Origin of the sequence: Alicyclobacillus dauci (assembly GCF_026651605.1) — a bacterium.
Classification (GTDB): Bacteria; Bacillota; Bacilli; order Alicyclobacillales; family Alicyclobacillaceae; genus Alicyclobacillus; species Alicyclobacillus dauci.
In genome coordinates, this window is the sequence record NZ_CP104064.1 from 439,976 (window position 1) to 460,562 (window position 20,587).

Annotated in this window: 20 protein-coding genes and 1 other annotated feature; all 20 genes read left to right on the plus strand. The window is 52.1% G+C overall.

Annotated elements, in window-relative coordinates; all coding sequences use genetic code 11:
- The first annotated feature begins 261 nt into the window (after window positions 1-261).
- The 20 genes from cysS to tuf all read left to right on the plus strand — a co-directional run bounded on the left by cysS (window position 262) and on the right by tuf (window position 20,532).
- Entirely contained in the window at window positions 262-1,686 is a 1,425-nt protein-coding gene (gene cysS / locus NZD86_RS02190; RefSeq protein WP_407655203.1) for a cysteine--tRNA ligase, read from the plus strand.
- Window positions 1,683-2,093, plus strand: coding sequence for a Mini-ribonuclease 3 (locus NZD86_RS02195; RefSeq protein ID WP_268044856.1), 411 nt, complete (start codon window positions 1,683-1,685; stop codon window positions 2,091-2,093). Before cysS ends, NZD86_RS02195 begins: the two co-directional genes overlap by 4 nt.
- Entirely contained in the window at window positions 2,090-2,893 is an 804-nt protein-coding gene (gene rlmB / locus NZD86_RS02200; RefSeq protein WP_268044857.1) for a 23S rRNA (guanosine(2251)-2'-O)-methyltransferase RlmB, read from the plus strand. The genes NZD86_RS02195 and rlmB overlap by 4 nt, the downstream gene beginning before the upstream one ends.
- Window positions 2,868-3,410, plus strand: coding sequence for an NYN domain-containing protein (locus NZD86_RS02205; RefSeq protein WP_268044858.1), 543 nt, complete (start codon window positions 2,868-2,870; stop codon window positions 3,408-3,410). Before rlmB ends, NZD86_RS02205 begins: the two co-directional genes overlap by 26 nt.
- Before the next feature lie 82 nt (window positions 3,411-3,492).
- Window positions 3,493-4,149 (plus strand): RNA polymerase sporulation sigma factor SigH, encoded by a 657-nt coding sequence (sigH, locus tag NZD86_RS02210; protein WP_268046760.1) that lies wholly within the window; start codon window positions 3,493-3,495, stop codon window positions 4,147-4,149.
- 91 nt (window positions 4,150-4,240) lie between these two features.
- The gene (gene rpmG / locus NZD86_RS02215) at window positions 4,241-4,390 is read left to right on the plus strand and encodes a 50S ribosomal protein L33 (RefSeq protein WP_268044859.1); all 150 of its coding nucleotides are present in this window, start codon (window positions 4,241-4,243) and stop codon (window positions 4,388-4,390) included.
- Between the two features lie 31 nt (window positions 4,391-4,421).
- The gene (secE, locus tag NZD86_RS02220; RefSeq protein ID WP_268044860.1) at window positions 4,422-4,652 is read left to right on the plus strand and encodes a preprotein translocase subunit SecE; all 231 of its coding nucleotides are present in this window, start codon (window positions 4,422-4,424) and stop codon (window positions 4,650-4,652) included.
- A 39-nt stretch (window positions 4,653-4,691) separates the two neighbouring features.
- Window positions 4,692-5,237, plus strand: coding sequence for a transcription termination/antitermination protein NusG (gene nusG, locus NZD86_RS02225; RefSeq protein WP_268044861.1), 546 nt, complete (start codon window positions 4,692-4,694; stop codon window positions 5,235-5,237).
- A 150-nt stretch (window positions 5,238-5,387) separates the two neighbouring features.
- On the plus strand, window positions 5,388-5,816 hold the full coding sequence (rplK, locus tag NZD86_RS02230) for a 50S ribosomal protein L11 (RefSeq protein ID WP_268044862.1): 429 nt from the start codon (window positions 5,388-5,390) through the stop codon (window positions 5,814-5,816).
- Window positions 5,817-5,871: 55 nt separating this feature from the next.
- Window positions 5,872-6,573 (plus strand): 50S ribosomal protein L1, encoded by a 702-nt coding sequence (gene rplA / locus NZD86_RS02235; protein WP_268044863.1) that lies wholly within the window; start codon window positions 5,872-5,874, stop codon window positions 6,571-6,573.
- 8 nt (window positions 6,574-6,581) lie between these two features.
- Window positions 6,582-6,709, plus strand: a sequence feature (ribosomal protein L10 leader region).
- A gap of 23 nt (window positions 6,710-6,732) precedes the next feature.
- Window positions 6,733-7,245 carry a 50S ribosomal protein L10 gene (gene rplJ / locus NZD86_RS02240; protein ID WP_268044864.1) on the plus strand — a complete coding sequence of 171 codons (513 nt, stop codon included), beginning with the start codon at window positions 6,733-6,735 and terminating at the stop codon, window positions 7,243-7,245.
- 53 nt (window positions 7,246-7,298) lie between these two features.
- Window positions 7,299-7,667, plus strand: a complete 369-nt coding sequence (gene rplL / locus NZD86_RS02245; RefSeq protein ID WP_268044865.1) for a 50S ribosomal protein L7/L12 — start codon at window positions 7,299-7,301, stop codon at window positions 7,665-7,667.
- Between the two features lie 23 nt (window positions 7,668-7,690).
- Window positions 7,691-8,365, plus strand: a complete 675-nt coding sequence (locus NZD86_RS02250) for a class I SAM-dependent methyltransferase (RefSeq protein ID WP_268044867.1) — start codon at window positions 7,691-7,693, stop codon at window positions 8,363-8,365.
- Window positions 8,366-8,577: 212 nt separating this feature from the next.
- Window positions 8,578-12,096, plus strand: coding sequence for a DNA-directed RNA polymerase subunit beta (rpoB, locus tag NZD86_RS02255; RefSeq protein WP_407655234.1), 3,519 nt, complete (start codon window positions 8,578-8,580; stop codon window positions 12,094-12,096).
- A 40-nt stretch (window positions 12,097-12,136) separates the two neighbouring features.
- Window positions 12,137-15,787, plus strand: a complete 3,651-nt coding sequence (gene rpoC, locus NZD86_RS02260) for a DNA-directed RNA polymerase subunit beta' (RefSeq protein WP_268044870.1) — start codon at window positions 12,137-12,139, stop codon at window positions 15,785-15,787.
- Between the two features lie 121 nt (window positions 15,788-15,908).
- The gene (locus NZD86_RS02265) at window positions 15,909-16,166 is read left to right on the plus strand and encodes a ribosomal L7Ae/L30e/S12e/Gadd45 family protein (protein WP_268044871.1); all 258 of its coding nucleotides are present in this window, start codon (window positions 15,909-15,911) and stop codon (window positions 16,164-16,166) included.
- A 125-nt stretch (window positions 16,167-16,291) separates the two neighbouring features.
- Window positions 16,292-16,711 (plus strand): 30S ribosomal protein S12, encoded by a 420-nt coding sequence (gene rpsL / locus NZD86_RS02270; protein ID WP_268044872.1) that lies wholly within the window; start codon window positions 16,292-16,294, stop codon window positions 16,709-16,711.
- 40 nt (window positions 16,712-16,751) lie between these two features.
- Window positions 16,752-17,222 carry a 30S ribosomal protein S7 gene (gene rpsG / locus NZD86_RS02275; protein ID WP_268044873.1) on the plus strand — a complete coding sequence of 157 codons (471 nt, stop codon included), beginning with the start codon at window positions 16,752-16,754 and terminating at the stop codon, window positions 17,220-17,222.
- Between the two features lie 33 nt (window positions 17,223-17,255).
- The gene (fusA, locus tag NZD86_RS02280) at window positions 17,256-19,331 is read left to right on the plus strand and encodes an elongation factor G (RefSeq protein WP_268044874.1); all 2,076 of its coding nucleotides are present in this window, start codon (window positions 17,256-17,258) and stop codon (window positions 19,329-19,331) included.
- A 13-nt stretch (window positions 19,332-19,344) separates the two neighbouring features.
- Window positions 19,345-20,532 carry an elongation factor Tu gene (gene tuf, locus NZD86_RS02285; RefSeq protein ID WP_268044875.1) on the plus strand — a complete coding sequence of 396 codons (1,188 nt, stop codon included), beginning with the start codon at window positions 19,345-19,347 and terminating at the stop codon, window positions 20,530-20,532.
- The last annotated feature ends 55 nt before the right edge of the window (window positions 20,533-20,587 follow it).

Here is a 20,587-nt window from a genome sequence, read left to right on the forward strand (position 1 = left end):
TCGGTACGTGCGCCTGCTGAATATATCGGAAAGAACAGCCCCAACCACGACTGGTGCGTGGCGGCTTAGTAAAGTCCGACGGTGGCACCGTTACATGCGTCAAGTGGACTCATAAACCTGGTTTGCGGGAGTGAGTCAACCAGAGTGGAACCGCGGGAACACCGTCTCTGAATGGAGACGGTGTTTTTTTACGTGGCAAGCCCGCCAGTTCCGGCGCATTTGATGAAGAAGAACCAAAAGGCAATGGAAGGATGAGGAATTGTGGCGATTGTCCTCTACAACAGTATGTCGGGGAAGAAAGAAGAACTTCAGACGATTGAGCCTGGCAAAATTCGCTTTTACGCCTGCGGCCCGACCGTGTATAACTACTTTCACCTTGGCAATGCGAGAATGTTTATTTCGTTTGATACCATTCGTCGTTACCTGGAGTATCGGGGTTATGAGGTTCGGTTTGTGCAGAATTTCACGGATGTCGATGATCGGATTATTCAACGGGCAAATGAACTCGGTATCAGTCCTCGGGAACTGGCGGAGAAGAACATTCAAGACTACTTCGACGACGCGGCCGCGCTGTACATTCAGCCTGCAACCGTGCATCCGCGAGTAACGGAATGCATTCCCGAGATCATCCAGTATATCGATGACCTGATCAAGGGTGGACACGCCTACGAACGGAACGGCAATGTTTATTTTGACACATCATCATTCGACGAGTACGGTAAGCTTTCTCACCAGTCGCCGGAGGATATGCGGGCAGGCTTTAGAGTCGATGTGCAAGAAGAGAAGGACGATCCGACCGACTTCGCACTCTGGAAGGCCGTCAAGCCCGGCGAGGAATTCTGGGAGAGCCCGTGGGGACCTGGCCGCCCAGGCTGGCATATCGAATGCTCTGTCATGAACGCTTTATATTTGGGCGAGGAAATCGATATCCATGCAGGGGGTCGTGACCTCATTTTCCCTCATCATGAAAACGAGATCGCTCAGAGCGAAGCGCATTCAGGTGAAGTGTTTGCAAGGTACTGGTTACACAACGGAACGCTTAACATCAACGGTGAGAAAATGTCCAAATCCACTGGGAACTTCATCATGACTCGCGATCTGCTTGAGCGCCAAGACCCGCGGACGATTCGATTTTTCCTGCTCAGCGCGCACTATCGTCATCCATTAAATTACACGGAAGAAGCACTGGTCCAAGCTGAGCAGGGTTTGCTTCGGATTGATCGACTTGTTCAAAGTATCGACCATCGTATATCGGCTCTCAAAGAGATCCAAGATATCGTGTCTGTGCAAGGAACAGGTCCGCGAGACACGGTTGCTTCCGATATTGAGCGGATTCGTACCGAGTTTGTCACGGCCATGGATGACGATTTTAACACCGCGGACGGAATTTCAGCCATTTTTGAAGGGGTACGCCAGATCAACTCGCGATTGAATGAAACGGATATGACCATCGCAGATCTGGAGGGATATCGCCGAGTGGTTGTTGAGCTGATGTCTGTTATCGGTATTCCGGAAAAGCAAGTGCAGACTCTGGAAGAAGAGGTTGCGGAGCTGATTGAGGAACGAATTCAGGCGCGCAAGAACCGTAATTTTGGTCGTGCAGATGAGATTCGGGATGAGTTGAAACACCGCGGGATTATCTTGGAGGACACACCGCAAGGCACGCGCTGGAGTTTTGCGGAATGAAGCAAGAGTGGAAAGCGGAAGAACTTTCGTCGGTGGGACTCGCGTTCGTTGGCGACGCCATCTGGGAGATTTATGCGAGACAGCACTGCCTCAATAAAGGGGTTCGAAAGCCGAACGACTTGCACAAACTATGTACGAAGTATGTCAGTGCTCGCGCCCAAGCAAGTGCCCTGTCCGCTCTCATGCCAGCGCTCACAGATGCTGAAGCGGCCATTGTCCGACGCGGCAGAAACGCGAAGTCGGCGCACGTCCGCCGCAACGTCGATGTGCTCGTATACCGGCACAGTACGGCGTTCGAATCGCTCATTGGTTATCTGCATGGAACAGGGCAGCGTGATCGACTGGAGGAAATTGTGTCGATGGCCCTTCAGTACTTGGATGATCCAGAAAAGGAGTCGCAGAAATGAGACGAAGGACAGATAGAGGAGAAAAGCAGCGACGTCGGCCGGATCGGGAATCGAGGCCGGCCGAAGTGGAGGAACAGACAGAAACACAGATTCTCAAAGGTCGGCATCCTGTGGCAACGGCTCTGCAAGAGGGACGTCCAATTAATAAAGTGATGATTGCGGAAGGATCGACGGATGGCATGCAGCCCATTATCGCACGCGCGAAGGAACGGGGGGTCGTCGTTCAGTTTGTTCCGCGGACACGCTTGGATACCATCGCCGGTTCCACGCACCAAGGCGTCGCTGCGTATGTTGCACCGTATGCGTATGCCGAACTCGAAGACATCGTGGCGAGGGAGACCGGTCATGCCCCGCTTATCGTCGTGTTGGATGGCGTGACTGATCCGCACAACCTAGGTGCCATTGTGCGAACGGCGGAAGCTGCGGGGGCACAGGGAGTGGTCATCGGCCGACATAGAGCTGCCCCGTTGACCGAGACGGTTGCGAAGGCAGCCGCCGGAGCGTTGGAGTATCTGCCGATCGCTCGCGTTGCCAACATTACACAGGCTCTGGATGAATTGAAGGAAGCCGGCTATTGGGTCGTCGGTACAGCACTGGATGCGGATAACCGGATGGTGGACGTTGATTACAAGCAAAAAACGGTCATCGTCATCGGTTCGGAGGGCGTCGGCATGCACCGTCTTGTCAAAGAGCACTGCGACTTCTTAGTGACGATTCCAATTTTAGGACGAGTTCAGAGCTTAAATGCGTCTGTCGCGGCGGGGGTCATGCTATATGAAGTCGTCCGCCAGAGGACATAAAGGCAAGGGGCAACGTTGCACGATAGTCGACGGTTACAACGTGGTTGCGCGGAAGGCTGGGTCTTCTCTTGCAAAAATAGCAGATTTGGAGACGGCCAGACGGGACCTAGAAGACCAACTCGCACAGTATCGTGCGGTTTATGACGAAGACGTCATCGTTGTTTATGATGCACAACATCGCCGGGGTCCCAGTGTCTCCGAGCGGCGGGCGGGCATCGAGATCATTTTCACCGATGCCGGGGAGACAGCCGATGCTCGAATTGAGCGGCTGGTCTATGAAATCCGGGAAAACTATCGGGACATTACGGTCGCAACGTCGGATGCCGCGGAACAGCAGGTGTCTTTCGGAGGAGGCGCGCTCCGGATTTCGGCCAACGAGCTGCTCCTGCGGCTCGATAATATGCAGCGTTACATTCGCAAGCAGACGGACGAGTCGAATACCGGATCGAGGCGGATGCTGAGCGACAGCATTCGTGACGATGTGGCGAAAGCCCTAGAAAAATGGCGTCGGAAGTAGAATATATACTAAACAACGATTGATTATAATAGATTACATAATGTATAATGGCGACATCCATCGAGGCTCGGGGTGATTGAGTTTGTCGACGCAGCCCACACAGTTGGACGCCGATTATACAGATTACGAGAATCAGACTGACGAGGAACTTGTCGAAGCGGTACGCGAAGGCGATACTGATGCGCTCGAGTACCTTATTCACAAGTATCGTAATTTTGTGCGGGCCAAGGCGAGATCGTACTTCTTGATTGGCGCTGATCGTGAAGATATTGTCCAAGAAGGAATGATTGGACTCTACAAGTCCATTCGGGACTTCCGTGGTGACAAACTTTCCTCATTTAAAGCGTTTGCTGAACTTTGCATCACTCGGCAAATTATCACAGCTATCAAAACGGCAACTCGACAGAAGCACATTCCGTTGAACTCCTACGTATCGCTGGACAAGCCTATCTATGATGAGGATTCTGACCGTACACTGCTCGATGTCATCTGTACGGTTCGGGTGTCTGATCCTGAAGAGCTGGTTATACATCAGGAAGAATTTGACGATATTGAAGATAAGATGGCAGAGCTCCTTAGCGACTTGGAACGGAAAGTCCTCATGCTGTATTTGGATGGGAGATCGTACCAAGAAATTGCTGTAGATCTGGCGAGACACGTCAAATCCATCGACAACGCGTTGCAAAGAGTGAAACGCAAGCTTGAAAAATACTTGACGTTCCGCAACGTGATATGCTAATGTGAACCAGGTGTGAGTCCCCGTTTTCGGGGGTTCTTCTGTTTTATCGTCTTCTATTGGTTTTTTGTCGTTTTAAGGGGAGGTGCTCTAGATGCGCGAAGTCATTACCTTGGCATGCACTGATTGCAAGCAACGTAACTACACGACCAATAAGAACAAGAAAAATGATCCGGATCGGGTTGAACTGAAGAAGTACTGCCCGACGTGCAATTCGCACACAACGCACCGCGAAACCCGCTAAGTCGGAGTCGGCAACAAAGGAGTAATCCAGCATGGCAAAGACAAACGATTCGATGGTGAGGGCACAAGAACGGCGTCGCACAGGTTTCTTTGGCTTTTTCGCGGAATCTTTCCGAGAAATTCGGCGCGTCCGTTGGCCGAAACGCCGCGAGGTCGTCATGTACACGGCTGTAGCACTTGTCGTGTGTGCCATCCTTGGATTGTTAGTTTGGGGCTTTGACATCGGTGTATCGCGGTTGATGTCGCTCATCGGTGTAGATTAACGACTTTTTGGGGGTGTCCGGGCGAGAACAGCCCGTGTTATGGAAAACCTCGATAAACACTGGTATGTCATTCATACGTATTCAGGCTACGAGAACAAGGTTAAAAGCAACTTGGAGAGTCGCGTCCAGACCATGGGGATGGAAGATCGCATTTTTAATGTGATGGTTCCGACGGAAGACGAACTTGAAGTGAAGAACGGAAAGAAGCGCGTTGTTCAGCGCAAAGTGTTTCCGGGGTATGTTCTTGTGGAGATGGTGATGACGGATGATTCTTGGTATGTCGTCCGCAACACACCTGGGGTCACGGGATTCGTCGGTTCGACTGGCGCAGGTTCTAAACCGGTTCCGCTTCTCCCACATGAAGTGCAGTCCATTTTGCGCTCTGCAGGTGCGGATGAACCGAGGCAGATGGTCAATTACGACGTTGGCGAAGTTGTACGCCTTGTTGAAGGGCCCTTTGCGGATATGGTTGGCACAGTGGAAGAGGTACACCCTGAACATCACAAACTGAAAGTGCTCGTCTCTATGTTTGGTCGTGAGACGCCGCTTGAGGTGGAGTATCAACAGGTAGAACGCCTGTCCTAATGATGGCAGTAGGATGAGTCGCGAGTAACTTGCGTCTCACTTTCTGTGACCTGCATTCCCAGGTCTTATAGATGCGCGAAATTTTCGCGTGGCTTCCCGTGGGAGGGCAAATACCCGATTACCACATTATGAGCGAAGGAGGTGGGCGTGTTGCCAAAGAAAATCGTCAAGGTTGTGAAGCTTCAAATCGCAGCCGGAAAAGCAACACCTGCGCCGCCGGTAGGTCCTGCGCTAGGTCAAGCGCAGGTTGGTAACATTATGGGGTTCTGTAAAGAGTTCAACGCACGCACCGCTGACCAGGTAGGGCTTATCATTCCGGTCGTGCTGTACGTTTACGAAGATCGTTCGTATACGTTTGACCTCAAAACTCCGCCGGCTGCTGTCTTGCTGAAGAAAGCCGCAGGCATCGAGTCTGGTTCTGCTGAGCCGAACCGCACCAAAGTTGCGACGGTAAAACGCGACAAAGTGCGCGAGATCGCAGAGCAGAAGATGGCTGACTTGAATGCAGCGGACGTTGAAGCAGCAATGCGCATGGTAGAAGGTACCGCGCGCAGCATGGGTATCGTTATCCAGGACTAATTGGCGGAGCAATCGTGGGAGGTTGTCAAACCGCAGACCACATGGAGGTGAAACAATGGCACGCAATACGAAACGCAAAGAAGCTGTTGCAAAGCTGATCGATCGCGATAAGTTGTACGATGTACAAGAAGCGCTTAGTCTTGTAAAGCAAGCAGCGACGGCGAAGTTTGACGAAACCGTGGAAGTAGCTGTTCGCTTGGGTGTTGACCCGAAAAAACAGGACCAACAAGTACGCGGTGCAGTCGTACTGCCACATGGCACTGGTAAAACGTCACGCGTCCTTGTTTTCGCGAAAGGCGAAAAGGCGAAGGAAGCACAGGATGCAGGTGCTGATTATGTCGGCGACGACGATTTGATACAAAAAATTTCCCAGGGCTGGTTTGACTTCGACGTTGTCGTGGCAACCCCTGATATGATGGGTGCAGTCGGTCGTTTGGGTCGTACGCTCGGTCCAAAAGGCTTGATGCCAAACCCGAAGACGGGTACAGTTACGTTTGACTTGGCTCGTGCTGTGCAGGAAATCAAGGCAGGTAAGATTGAATATCGCCTCGACAAAGCCGGCATTATCCACTGCCCAATCGGCAAGGCTTCTTTTGATTTGGACCAACTGGTTGGGAACTTCCGCACCTTGTTGGACGCTTTGCAGAAGGCCAAGCCATCTGGTGCGAAGGGTCAGTACGTACGCTCCGTCACTGTTACGTCGACGATGGGGCCTGGTGTTCGTGTTAACGCCGGACGCGTTGGCGCGGCAGAGTAACAATTTTTACACAAGTGAAAAGTTGACCGTAGACAGTAGGTCCCGTTTGGGTTAAAGATAGCCTGCCGAGGTTGCGAAAATGCTTAATTTAGCATGCCTGCGCCTCGTGTTGTCGAGGCGCTTTTTGTTTGTTGTCATGACGTTAAGGAGGTGGATGGATTGGCAGTACGTCCAGAGAAGGAACAACTCGTAAAAACGATTGTCGAACGACTGGAACGCAGTAAGAGCGTTGTTTTGGCCGACTACCGTGGTTTGAACGTCGCTGAAGACACGGAACTTCGCAGCAAGTTGCGCGAGGCTGGTGTAGAGTACGAAGTGCTCAAGAACACCATGACCAGCCGTGCGGCAGCTCAAGTTAACTTGAGCGGACTAGACGCTTATCTTGCTGGTCCAACAGCTGTTGCATTCGGTTATGAAGATGCAGTTAGTGCTGCGAAAATTCTTCATGACTTCGCGAAGGAACATAAAGCACTCGAATTGAAGGGCGGCGTGGTCGAAGGCCGCGTTGTGAGCGGAGAAGAACTCGCTGCAATCGCAAAGTTGCCGTCTCGCGAAGGCTTGCTCTCCATGTTGCTTAGTGTTCTCCAAGCGCCGATGCGCAACTTGGCTTACGCATTGCAACAGGTTGCTGACAACAAAGACGGCGGTGCTGAAGCGCCGGCTGCAGAATAAATACAACGTTCATCAAGGTCTTCTCGGCCTTGGATTATAAGGAGGTTATTCAGTTGACGAAAGAAGAAATCTTGGAATCCGTAAAAAATATGACGGTTCTTGAACTGAACGAATTGGTTAAGGCAATCGAAGAAGAATTCGGCGTTACCGCTGCAGCTCCGGTTGCAATCGCTGGTGGCGCAGGTGCCGGTGAAGGCGGCGCTGCTGAGCAAACTGAATTCGACGTTATTCTTGCAAGCGCTGGTGGTTCCAAGATTGGCGTTATCAAGGTTGTTCGCGAAATCACTGGCCTCGGCTTGAAAGAAGCCAAAGAGGTTGTTGACAACGCACCGAAAGCGGTCAAGGAAAAGGTTAGCAAGGAAGACGCGGAGAGCATCAAGGCTAAGCTCGAAGAGGCTGGCGCTTCCGTCGAAATCAAGTAATTTTGGTTGCAAGAAGGGTGCTCTTGACAGAGTACCCTTCTTTGCACGTTTTCACGCCCATTTTGTCGGAGGTGTACAATGTGACCGAGCACTACTACACGCAGTCGCCAAAGACTGCGAGTCAAGTGCGGAACATTGATGTGGACGTCAAAGGAGTCCATTTGCGTCTGCAGACAGATAACGGTGTGTTTTCGAAAAACGGCCTCGACGACGCAACACGTAGACTCATTGAGAATGTGCAACTGGATTCTCGGGCAAGTGTTCTCGATCTCGGCGCTGGCTACGGGGTTGTCTCCGCGACACTTGGTACGTTGTACCCTGAGACAAAGTGGACGTTAATCGACATCAACGAGCGGGCCTTGGCTCTGGCGGCGAAGAACACCATGTTCATGGCGGATCGACGAGAAGTCATCGCGAGTGATGGGATACCGGAAACGGTCGGCGAAGTGTTTACAGATGTCTTGCTCAATCCGCCTATTCGCGCGGGGAAAGCAGTCGTCTATCGACTCTTTGCTGATGCACATCGCACACTAAAGCCTAGTGGGCGATTGTGGATCGTGATTCAGAAGAAGCACGGGGCGCCGTCGGCGTTAGCGGAATTGGAGCGACTCTTCCATCGAGTCGAGACCGTCTACAAGAAGTCGGGCTACTTTATTTTTGTAGCCGAAAAGAATGTTGACGTAACATCTTCTTTGTGATAGTCTTATCCAATGCAAACTGCGATGATTGGACGGATGCGCACCTCTTCTATGAATAAAACCCATCAATAATGGACATAGGTGAATACTAGTCGACTCTACTTGTTGAAATGTGGTTTGCTTTGGCCTCATTTTCTTTTTGTCTTTAGAGCCTCTTATCAATTGCATCGTCCATCAAATCCGCTTGAGGGGTGACGGTTTTGCAGGGACACATGGTGAAGTACGGATGGGCAGAACGCCGCAGTTACTCGCGCATCCGTGAGGTCCTCGAATTACCCAATCTAATTGAAATCCAGCAAAAATCGTATGAGTGGTTCCTGCGTGAAGGGTTGCGTGAAATGTTTGCTGACATCTCGCCGATCCAGGATTTTACTGGGAACTTAGTGCTTGAGTTCATTGATTATAGTCTCGGTGAGCCAAAGTACGACGTGGAAGAATCGAAAGAGCGCGACGTAACGTACGCGGCACCGTTGCGTGTCAAGGTTCGATTGTTGAACAAGGAAACAGGCGAAGTAAAGGAGCAGGAAGTCTTCCTAGGTGATTTCCCGTTGATGACCGAAACAGGGACCTTTATTATCAATGGCGCGGAACGCGTTATTGTCAGCCAGTTGGTTCGCTCACCTAGCGTCTATTATAGCAGTAAAATTGACAAAAATGGCAAACGTACGTTCGCTGCTACAGTGATTCCGAATCGGGGTGCTTGGCTCGAGTTCGAGACGGATGCGAAGGATGTCGTGTACGTTCGTATTGATCGTACGAGGAAGCTTCCTATCACGGTACTTTTACGTGCACTTGGCTTGTCATCTGATTCCGAGATCACGCAAGTCTTCGGCGAAGATGAGTATCTCCAGAACACTTTAGACAAGGATACCACGGATTCCACGGAGCGGGCGCTGGTAGAAATTTACGAGCGGTTGCGTCCTGGTGAACCACCAACGGTTGAAAACGCTCGTGCACTGTTGGCGTCTCGGTTCTTTGACCCGAAACGGTATGATTTGGCCAACGTCGGACGTTACAAGATTAATAAGAAGTTGCACATCAAGAACCGTCTTCTCAATCAACGACTTGCTGAGACGTTGGTTGATGCGGATACCGGTGAAATCGTTGCTGAGGCAGGAACGATTATTGATCGTCGTGTTTTGGATCGCATCATTCCTGCACTTGAGGGCAATGTCGGTCGTTTCTCCGTGCGCGCAACACGTGACTTGCTAGAAGACGAGAACGTTCCGCTGCAGATGGTGAAAATCTTCAGCCCTGCTGAAGATGGTCGCATTCTGAACGTGATCAGCAACGGCCTGATCTCCACAGACGTGAAGTACATCACACCGTCGGATATTTTGGCTGCAGTGTCGTATTTCTTCAACTTGCTGCGCGGTGTGGGAACGACGGACGATATCGACCACTTGGGCAATCGTCGCCTTCGTTCCGTGGGCGAGCTCCTGCAGAATCAGTTCCGCATTGGCTTGTCTCGGATGGAGCGCGTTGTTCGTGAACGGATGTCCATTCAAGATGCGAGTGCTATCACGCCGCAGGCACTCATCAACATTCGTCCGGTCATTGCTGCGATTAAGGAGTTCTTCGGTTCAAGCCAGTTGTCGCAGTTCATGGACCAGACGAACCCGCTTGCGGAATTGACGCACAAGCGTCGTCTATCAGCACTGGGACCTGGTGGTCTTACTCGCGAACGGGCTGGTTTCGAAGTTCGTGACGTTCACTACTCCCACTACGGGCGTATGTGTCCCATTGAAACACCTGAAGGCCCGAACATTGGTCTGATCAACTCTTTGTCGTCATACGCGCGCATCAATGCGTACGGCTTCATTGAAACACCGTATCGCCGTGTCGATCCGGAAACGGGCATCGTCACAGACAAGATTGACTATCTGACGGCAGACGAAGAAGAAAACTACGTCATTGCACAGGCGAACGAGGCGTTGACGGAACAGGGTACGTTGGCTTCCGAAGAGATCACCGTTCGGTCCCGCGAGGACGTGATCACGGTTCCGCGTGATCGGATTGACTACATGGACGTGTCTCCGAAGCAGGTCGTATCCGTTGCTACGGCTCTCATTCCGTTCTTGGAGAACGACGACGCAAACCGTGCATTGATGGGAGCAAACATGCAACGCCAAGCGGTTCCACTCTTGGTCACCGACTCTCCTTACGTCGGGACAGGTATGGAACACCAGGCCGCGAAGGACTCCGGTGTCTGCGTTGTTTCCAAGCATAACGGTGTTGTGGAACGCGTAACGGCGAAAGAGGTTTGGGTGCGGCAGGAAGCCGAAGTGGATGGACAAACCATTCGCGGCGACATTGCTAAGTACCGCCTCATCAAGTTTGCGCGGTCGAACCAGAATACGTGTGTGAACCAGCGTCCGATTGTGCGCGAAGGACAGCGCGTGAAGGTCGGAGATATCCTGGCGGACGGGCCGGCAACTCAAAAGGGCGAGTTGGCACTCGGTCGTAACGTCCTTGTCGCCTTTATGACATGGGAAGGTTACAACTATGAGGATGCGATTCTCCTTTCTGAGAAAATGGTCAAGGAAGACGTCTATACGTCCATTCACATCGAAGAATACGAGTTAGAAGCTCGCGACACGAAACTTGGACCTGAGGAAATCACGCGGGATATTCCGAACGTCGGTGAGGACGCACTGAAGAACCTCGACGAACGGGGCATCATTCGTATCGGTGCGGAGATTCGGACGGGAGATATTCTTGTCGGTAAAGTCACTCCGAAGGGTGTGACGGAACTGACGGCGGAAGAACGGCTGCTCCATGCTATCTTCGGTGAAAAGGCTCGTGAAGTTCGCGATACGTCATTACGCGTACCGCACGGCGGCGCCGGCATCGTTGTCGACGTCAAGGTCTTTACGAGAGAAAATGGCGACGAGTTGCCCGCTGGCGTGAATCAGTTGGTTCGTTGTTATATTGCCCAGAAGCGGAAGATCTCCGAAGGTGACAAGATGGCTGGTCGTCACGGGAACAAGGGTGTCGTGGCTCGCATCATGCCGGAGGAAGATATGCCGTTCCTCGAGGATGGGACGCCTGTCGAGATCGTGCTTAATCCGCTTGGCGTGCCATCGCGTATGAACATCGGGCAGGTCTTGGAGACGCACTTGGGTATGGCCGGACGTGCTCTAGGCATCAAGATGGCGACACCGGTCTTTGACGGTGCCCATTCGGAGGATGTGTTCGCCACGCTCCAAGAAGCAGGGCTGCCTGCGGATGGCAAGCACGTCGTGTACGACGGTCGGACGGGTGAAACATTTGAGAACCGCGTCACGGTCGGATTTGTGTACATGTTAAAATTGCACCACTTGGTTGACGATAAAATTCATGCTCGTTCGACGGGTCCATACTCGCTTGTTACACAGCAGCCACTGGGCGGCAAGGCGCAGTTTGGTGGACAACGCTTTGGTGAGATGGAAGTTTGGGCACTCGAAGCATACGGTGCGGCCTATACGCTGCAAGAAATTCTCACCGTCAAGTCCGACGACGTGGTTGGTCGTGTGAAGACGTACGAAGCCATTGTCAAAGGCGAAAACGTGCCAGAACCGGGTGTTCCAGAGTCGTTCAAGGTCCTCATCAAGGAACTGCAAAGTCTTGGCATGGACGTCAAGATTCTCAGTGGAGATGAGCGGGAGATCGAGATGAAGGAAATTGACGAAGACGACGATGGCTCAGAGAAGCTCAACTTGAATCTCGAGTACAACGAAGTCGGGGAATGACCACCGTCACACCACGCGCTAGGATTGGAGGGTGCACGATTTGCTAGACGTGAACAACTTTGAGTTCATGAAAATCGGGTTGGCATCACCAGAAAAGATTCGGTCTTGGTCACACGGTGAAGTGAAAAAGCCGGAGACAATCAACTACCGGACGCTGCGTCCTGAAAAGGAAGGCCTTTTCTGCGAGAAGATTTTTGGTCCAACCCGTGACTGGGAATGTCATTGCGGCAAGTATAAACGCATTCGCTATAAAGGTGTCGTTTGTGACCGATGCGGCGTGGAAGTCACACGGGCGAAAGTTCGTCGTGAACGCATGGGACACATCGAGTTGGCAGCACCGGTTTCTCATATCTGGTACTTCAAAGGCATTCCGAGCCGTATGGGTCTCGTCTTGGATATGTCCCCGCGTGCATTGGAAGAAGTCATCTATTTCGCTTCCTATGTCGTGACGGACCCTGGCGATACGCCGCTGGAAAAGAAGCAGCTTCTAAGCGAGAAGGAGTACCGTTCTTATCGCGAGAAGTACGGCTACGCGTTTCAAGCTGGCATGGGTGCGGAAGCCATTCGTTCACTGCTTCACGAGATCGATCTCGACAAAGAAGTCGAAACGCTGCGTGAAGAATTGCGATCCGCTCAGGGCCAACGCCGCAACCGGGCGATTAAACGTTTGGAGGTTGTCGAGGCGTTTCGCCTGTCTGGCAATAAACCAAGCTGGATGATTCTCGAAGCGTTGCCGGTCATTCCGCCGGATCTCCGCCCAATGGTTCAGTTGGACGGTGGGCGCTTCGCTACATCCGACTTGAACGATCTCTATCGTCGCGTCATCAACCGGAACAATCGTCTGAAGCGCCTGCTCGATCTCGGCGCACCAGATATTATCGTGCAAAACGAGAAACGCATGCTCCAAGAAGCAGTCGACGCGCTCATCGACAACGGTCGCCGTGGTCGCCCAGTCACGGGCCCTGGAAACCGTCCGTTGAAGAGTCTGTCGCACATGTTGAAAGGTAAGCAGGGTCGTTTCCGTCAGAACCTCTTGGGTAAGCGCGTTGACTACTCCGGCCGTTCCGTTATCGTTGTCGGTCCGGAACTGCGCATGTACCAGTGCGGTCTGCCGAAGGAAATGGCACTGGAACTGTTCAAGCCGTTCGTCATGAAGGAATTGGTCTCTCGTGGGCTTGCGCACAACATCAAGAGTGCAAAGCGTAAAGTTGAACGCGTATCGCCTGAGGTTTGGGACGTTGTGGAAGACGTCATCAAACAGCATCCGGTTCTCTTGAACCGTGCACCAACGTTGCACCGTCTGGGTATCCAGGCGTTTGAACCGACGCTGGTCGAAGGGCGCGCCATCAAACTTCACCCGCTCGTGTGTACAGCGTATAACGCTGACTTCGACGGTGACCAGATGGCTGTCCACGTACCGTTGTCTGCAGAGGCCCAGGCAGAAGCCCGCTTGCTGATGCTCGCAGCACACAACATCTTGAACCCGAAGGACGGCAAGCCGGTCGTTACACCGACGCAGGATATGGTCCTCGGACCGTACTACCTGACCATCGAGAAGCCAGATGCTCCTGGTGAAGGCGGCGTCTACTCTTCCATGTCCGAGGTTGAATATGCACGCCATCAAGGCCTATTGACATTGCAGTCTCGCATTGCTGTACCAGCTTCAATTCTTGGCAAGACCAGCTTGACGGAGCAACAACAAAAGGCGCTTCTCATTACGACGCCTGGTAAGCTGATTTTCAACAGTATATTCCCAGCTGACTTCCCGTATTTGAACTCAGCTGTGAAATCCAATCTGTTGTCCGGTGCACCTGATGAAACATTCATCTTCGAAAAGGGTACCAATGTCAAAGAAGCGATAGTGAACCGTCCAATTCCAAAGCCGGTTATCAAGAAGGACTTGGGTAATATCTTGGGCGAGTGTTTCCGCCGGTATGGGACGACTCAAACGTCTGAGATTCTCGACCGGATCAAGCGGCTTGGATTTAACTACTCGACCCGCGCAGGTATCACCATCGCTGTGAGTGATATTATTGTTCCGGAAGAGAAGCATCGCATCGTTGAGGAAGCCGAAGCGAAAGAGCACAAGCTCAAGCAGCAATACCGCCGGGGCCTCATTACGGAAGAAGAGCAGTACATCACGTTCAGTCAAATATGGTCGGAAGCAAAAGAGTCCATTTCCACAACATTGATGGATAGTATGGATGAATTTAATCCGATTTATATGATGGCAACTTCCGGTGCCCGTGGTAGTAACTCGCAGATCACGCAGCTGGCCGGTATGCGCGGACTCATGGCGAACCCATCTGGTGAAATTATTCAGTTGGCCATTAAGTCCAATTTCCGCGAGGGCCTGACGGTTCTGGAGTACTTCATCTCTACACACGGTGCTCGTAAAGGTTTGGCCGATACGGCTCTCCGTACGGCTGACTCGGGTTACCTCACGAGGCGTCTCGTCGACGTCGCACAGGACACCATCGTGCGCGAAGTCGATTGTGGAACCGACAAGGGCTTGCGCGTCGTGCAAATCCGCGATGGCCGCGAGATCATTGAAGAACTCGGCGATCGTCTGGAAGGCCGCGTAGCGTTCCAGGACATTTATCATCCGGAGACGGGTGAAAAGATCGTTGGCAAGAACGAGATGATCGATGAGGAAATGACGGATCGGATTATTAAAGCCGGCATTAAAGAGGTGTACATCCGCTCTGTTCTCACATGCCGTACGAAACACGGTGTCTGTATCAATTGTTACGGGCGCAATTTGGCTACCGGGAAAATGGTCGAGATCGGTGAGGCCGTCGGCATCATTGCGGCACAGTCCATCGGTGAACCAGGTACCCAGTTGACCATGCGTACGTTCCACACGGGTGGTGTCGCTGGTGATGATATCACCCAGGGTCTTCCGCGTATTCAGGAATTGTTCGAGGCGCGCAATCCGAAAGGGCAAGCGGTCATCGCTGAATTCGAAGGGACCATCACGGATATTCGCGAGGGCAAGGATAAGCGCGAAGTCGAGTTGACAGGCGAGAGCGAGACGAAAACGTACCAAATTCCGTACGGTTCTCGAATCCGTGTCGCGATCGATCAACAGCTCGAAGCCGGTGAGGAACTGACGGAAGGCTCCGTAGACCCGAAGGAAATGCTTCGTGTCAAGGGTCTCCAGGGTGTCCAAAACTACTTGCTTCGTGAAGTTCAGCGCGTATACCGCCTGCAGGGCGTGGATATCAACGACAAGCACGTCGAGGTGATGGTTCGTCAGATGCTGCGCAAGGTGCGTATCCTCGACGCGGGTGACACGGACCTCCTGCCGGGAATATACGTCGATCTCTTCGACTACGAGCAGGCCAACAAAGTGGCCTTGCTATCCGGTCGTGAACCAGCCGTAGCTCGCCCGGCGTTGCTTGGTATTACGAAGGCATCTCTGGAAACAGACTCCTTCCTGTCTGCAGCTTCCTTCCAGGAAACGACACGTGTCTTGACGGAAGCGGCAATCAAGGGTAAGGTCGACAGGTTGCTTGGCTTGAAAGAGAACGTCATTATTGGTAAGTTGATCCCCGCGGGCACGGGTATGTCCCGCTATCGCAACCTCGGTTTAGCTGGGGATGAGGAAAATGGGGAGAAGGACCCTTCGACTCTGGGTGACGAAGGTGTCCATGAGTTAGAGGCCGAGCCGGCGCAGACGGTTGAATAAAAGTTACCTGTAGGATTTGGGCTGTCAACTGTACAGATCTAGTTGACAGCCCAGAAACCTCGGTGATAGAATTCCGTAGTGTGCGTCAGCACGGTGTTTTCCACTGGGGGAGGCTCGTGCGGTGTCAATCGACGACATACGCCAAGCGAGGAAAAAGACCATAGGCACGAACCAGACATTGAAAGTGCTCAAGCAATCGACTGAGCGGGTTGTCCGAGTTTATGTGGCTCGGGATGCTGAGTCCCGCGTTGTAGAACCCATTGTGCAGTTGGCAAACAAACTTGGGTTGCCTGTAGAATGGGTCGATTCAATGCGACAACTTGGGAAGGCCTGCGGGATTGAAGTGGGTGCTGCTACGGCCAGCATCGTCGCTGACTGATGCTAGTCTCGTTTTGGTGCGAAGTCTTTGGTTTTTTGTTTGCTCATTCATGAATCACCAGGCTCTGTGGGCTTGGAACACGGCCTGATAAACAGGTTGTATATGCTTTGAGAGGAGGTGCAGTTATGCCAACGATTAACCAGTTAGTACGCAAAGGTCGTAAAGAACTTGTGAAAAAGTCTACAGCACCGGCTCTGCAAAAGGGGTACAACAGTCACCAGAAGTCCTTGACGGATTTGCCATCACCGCAAAAACGCGGTGTGTGCACTCGTGTAGGTACAATGACCCCGAAGAAGCCAAACTCGGCTCTTCGTAAGTATGCCCGTGTTCGCTTGACGAACACCATCGAAGTGACCGCGTACATCCCTGGGATTGGACACAACCTTCAAGAACACTCTGTGGTTCTTGTTCGTGGTGGCCGCGTAAAGGACCTTCCAGGTGTACGTTACCACATCGTTCGTGGTGCACTCGATACAGCGGGTGTAAAGGATCGTATGCAAGGTCGTTCGAAGTACGGCGCGAAGCGCCCGAAGGCGAAGTCCTAATGACTAGATATCGCTATCACTTAGAAAGGGGGGGTTCTCCGTGCCGCGTAAAGGACCTGTACCAAAGCGTGATGTATTGCCGGATCCGATTTACGGAAACAAACTCGTTACTCGCCTCATCAACAAAGTGATGTTGGATGGGAAGAAAGGTGTTTCGCAACGCATTGTCTACAATGCATTCGAAACCATCCGCGAGCGTTCCGGTAAAGATCCAATGGAAGTCTTCGAGACGGCAATGCGCAATATCATGCCGGTTCTGGAAGTAAAGGCTCGCCGTGTTGGCGGTTCCAACTACCAGGTGCCGATTGAAGTTCGCAACGACCGTCGCGTAACATTGGGCCTTCGTTGGTTGGTAAACTATGCTCGTCTCCGTGGTGAAAAGACCATGGAAGAGAAGTTGGCTAACGAATTGCTTGATGCCGCTAATAACACCGGTGGCGCTGTTCGTAAACGCGAAGACACACACCGTATGGCTGAGGCAAACAAAGCGTTTGCGCACTATCGCTGGTAGAATTGACTTTCTAACCTGGAAGGAGGCGGCGAGATGGCACGCGAATTTCCGCTCGAAAGGACTCGTAATATCGGGATCATTGCTCACATTGATGCCGGTAAAACGACCACCACAGAGCGCATTCTGTTCTACACTGGCCGTGTGCACAAAATCGGGGAAGTTCACGATGGTGCGGCGACCATGGACTGGATGGTCCAAGAACAAGAGCGTGGTATCACCATCACGTCCGCTGCTACGACTGCTCAGTGGAAAGACCATCGCATCAACATCATCGACACGCCAGGCCACGTCGACTTCACCGTTGAAGTCGAACGTTCCCTGCGCGTACTCGACGGTGCTTGTGCAGTGTTTGACGCAAAGGGTGGCGTAGAGCCGCAATCGGAAACGGTGTGGCGCCAAGCGGACAAGTATCATGTTCCTCGCATTGCGTATGTGAACAAGATGGACATCATCGGTGCGGACTTTCTGTCCTGCGTCGACCAAATGAAGACTCGTTTAGGTGCGAAAGCAGTACCTATTCAGCTTCCTATCGGTGCTGAGGACAATTTCCGCGGCATTATCGATCTCGTTGAAATGAAAGCCATCATCTATACCGACGACCTCGGCACACATGCTGAGGATGCTGAAATTCCAGCCGAATTGAAGGACTTGGCCGAAGAAAAACGGACTGAACTTCTAGAAGCTGTGGCAGAAGTCGATGAGGAATTGATGATGAAGTACCTGGAAGGTGAAGAAATCACCGTTCCGGAAATCAAAGCAGCACTTCGCAAGGGCACATGTTCAGTACAACTGTTCCCTGTTCTCTGTGGTTCTTCTTATAGGAACAAGGGTGTTCAGCCGATGCTGGACGCAGTTGTAGCTTACTTGCCAGCACCTACAGACGTTCCCGCTATTAAAGGCGTAACGCCTGAGGGTGAAGAAATTGAACGTCATTCTTCTGATGAAGAGCCGTTCGCTGCACTTGCTTTCAAAATTATGACTGACCCATTTGTCGGTAAGTTGGCGTTCTTCCGCGTCTACTCAGGTGTTCTGGAGAGCGGATCGTACGTATTGAACTCCGTCAAGGGCAAGCGTGAACGAATTGGGCGTATTCTGCAGATGCACGCCAACCACCGCGAAGAGATTGAACGTGTGTATGCTGGCGATATTGCAGCTGCAGTTGGCTTGAAAGACACCACAACTGGTGATACGCTGTGCGACGAAAAGAACGTTGTGTTGCTTGAGTCTATGGAGTTCCCGGATCCGGTAATTCACGTTTCCATTGAGCCGAAGACTAAGGCAGATCAGGACAAGATGGGCATTGCCCTGTCGAAGCTGGCCGAAGAAGATCCAACGTTCAAGACGTATACCGACCAAGAGACTGGCCAAACCATCATCTCAGGTATGGGTGAGTTGCACTTGGAGGTCATCGTTGACCGCATGGTGCGTGAATTCAAGGTAGAGTGTAACGTGGGTCAGCCACAGGTTGCCTACCGCGAAACCATCACGAAGCGTGTTGACCAAGAAGGCAAGTTTGTCCGTCAGTCAGGTGGCCGTGGTCAGTATGGTCACGTCAAAGTTATCTTCGAGCCACTGGAACGCGGTCAAGGGTTTGTCTTTGAAAACAAGGTTGTCGGTGGTGCCATTCCGAAGGAATACATCCCGGCCGTTGAAGAGGGAATTCACGAAGCGCTGCGGAATGGCGTTCTCGCAGGTTATCCGCTCGTTGACGTGAAGGCAAGCCTCTATGATGGTTCCTACCACGACGTCGACTCGTCAGAAATGGCGTTTAAGATTGCGGGTTCCATGGCACTTAAGGCCGGTGCTGAAAAGGCTGGCCCTGTACTGCTGGAACCTGTCATGAAGGTTGAAGTCACCGTCCCTGAAGAATATATGGGTGACATTTTGGGTGACATCAACTCACGACGTGGTCGTGTTGAAGGTATGGATACAAGGAATAACGCAAGCATCGTTCGTGGTTTCGTACCGCTGTCCGAAATGTTTGGTTACTCCACATCTCTACGTTCTCGTACACAGGGTCGCGGTACATACGCGATGGAATTGGCTGCGTACGAAGAAGTGCCGAAGAGTGTAGCTGAAGGAATCATTAAGAAGAGCAAAGGTGAATAAGGAGTGAATTTCTGTGGCAAAGGCAAAATTTGATCGTAGTAAACCACACGTAAATATCGGTACCATCGGCCACGTTGACCATGGTAAGACGACGTTGACGGCTGCTATTACATCCGTACTTGCAACAAAGGGTTGGGCTGATGCTCAAAAGTACGATGAAATCGACAAAGCGCCAGAAGAACGTGAACGCGGTATCACCATCAACACCGCACACGTCGAATATCAAACGGCTAATCGCCACTATGCACACGTTGACTGCCCAGGACACGCCGACTATGTCAAGAACATGATCACCGGCGCTGCTCAAATGGACGGCGGTATCCTCGTTGTGTCCGCTGCTGACGGCCCGATGCCACAAACTCGTGAGCACATCCTGCTTTCCCGTCAGGTCGGCGTACCGTACTTGGTTGTCTTCTTGAACAAGTGCGACATGGTTGACGACGAAGAGTTGCTTGAACTCGTTGAGATGGAAGTTCGCGAACTCCTCAGCGAATACGAATTCCCTGGCGATGATATCCCTGTTATCCGCGGTTCCGCACTTCGTGCTCTCGAAGGCGATGCAACGTATGTTGCTAAGATCGAAGAGCTCATGGACGCTGTTGACAGCTACATCCCAACTCCAGAACGCGACACAAGCAAGCCTTTCTTGATGCCGATCGAGGACGTCTTCACAATCACCGGTCGTGGTACGGTTGCTACGGGCCGCGTTGAACGTGGTGAGTTGAAGGTTGGCGACGAAGTTGAAATCGTTGGTTTGGCTGAAGCAAGCCGCAAGACGGTTGCAACGGGTATCGAGATGTTCCGTAAGTTGCTCGACTCCGCTCAAGCTGGTGACAACATCGGCGCATTGCTCCGCGGTGTTGAACGCAAGGACATCGAACGCGGCCAAGTGCTTTGTAAGCCTGGCAGCATCAACCCGCACACCAAGTTTGCTGCAGAAGTCTACGTCTTGACGAAGGAAGAAGGCGGCCGTCACACACCATTCTTCAATGGTTACCGCCCACAGTTCTACTTCCGTACAACCGACGTAACTGGTGTTGTTACACTTCCAGAAGGTACCGAAATGGTAATGCCTGGCGACAACGTGTCAATGAAGGTTGAACTCATTGCACCAATCGCCGTTGAAGAAGGCACCCGTTTCTCCATCCGCGAAGGCGGTCGCACCGTAGGTGCTGGCGTCGTTGCTAGCATCGAGAAGTAAGCAACACAACTGAAATAAAAAAGGATCCGAGGTAGGAGAAATCTCTGCCTCGGAT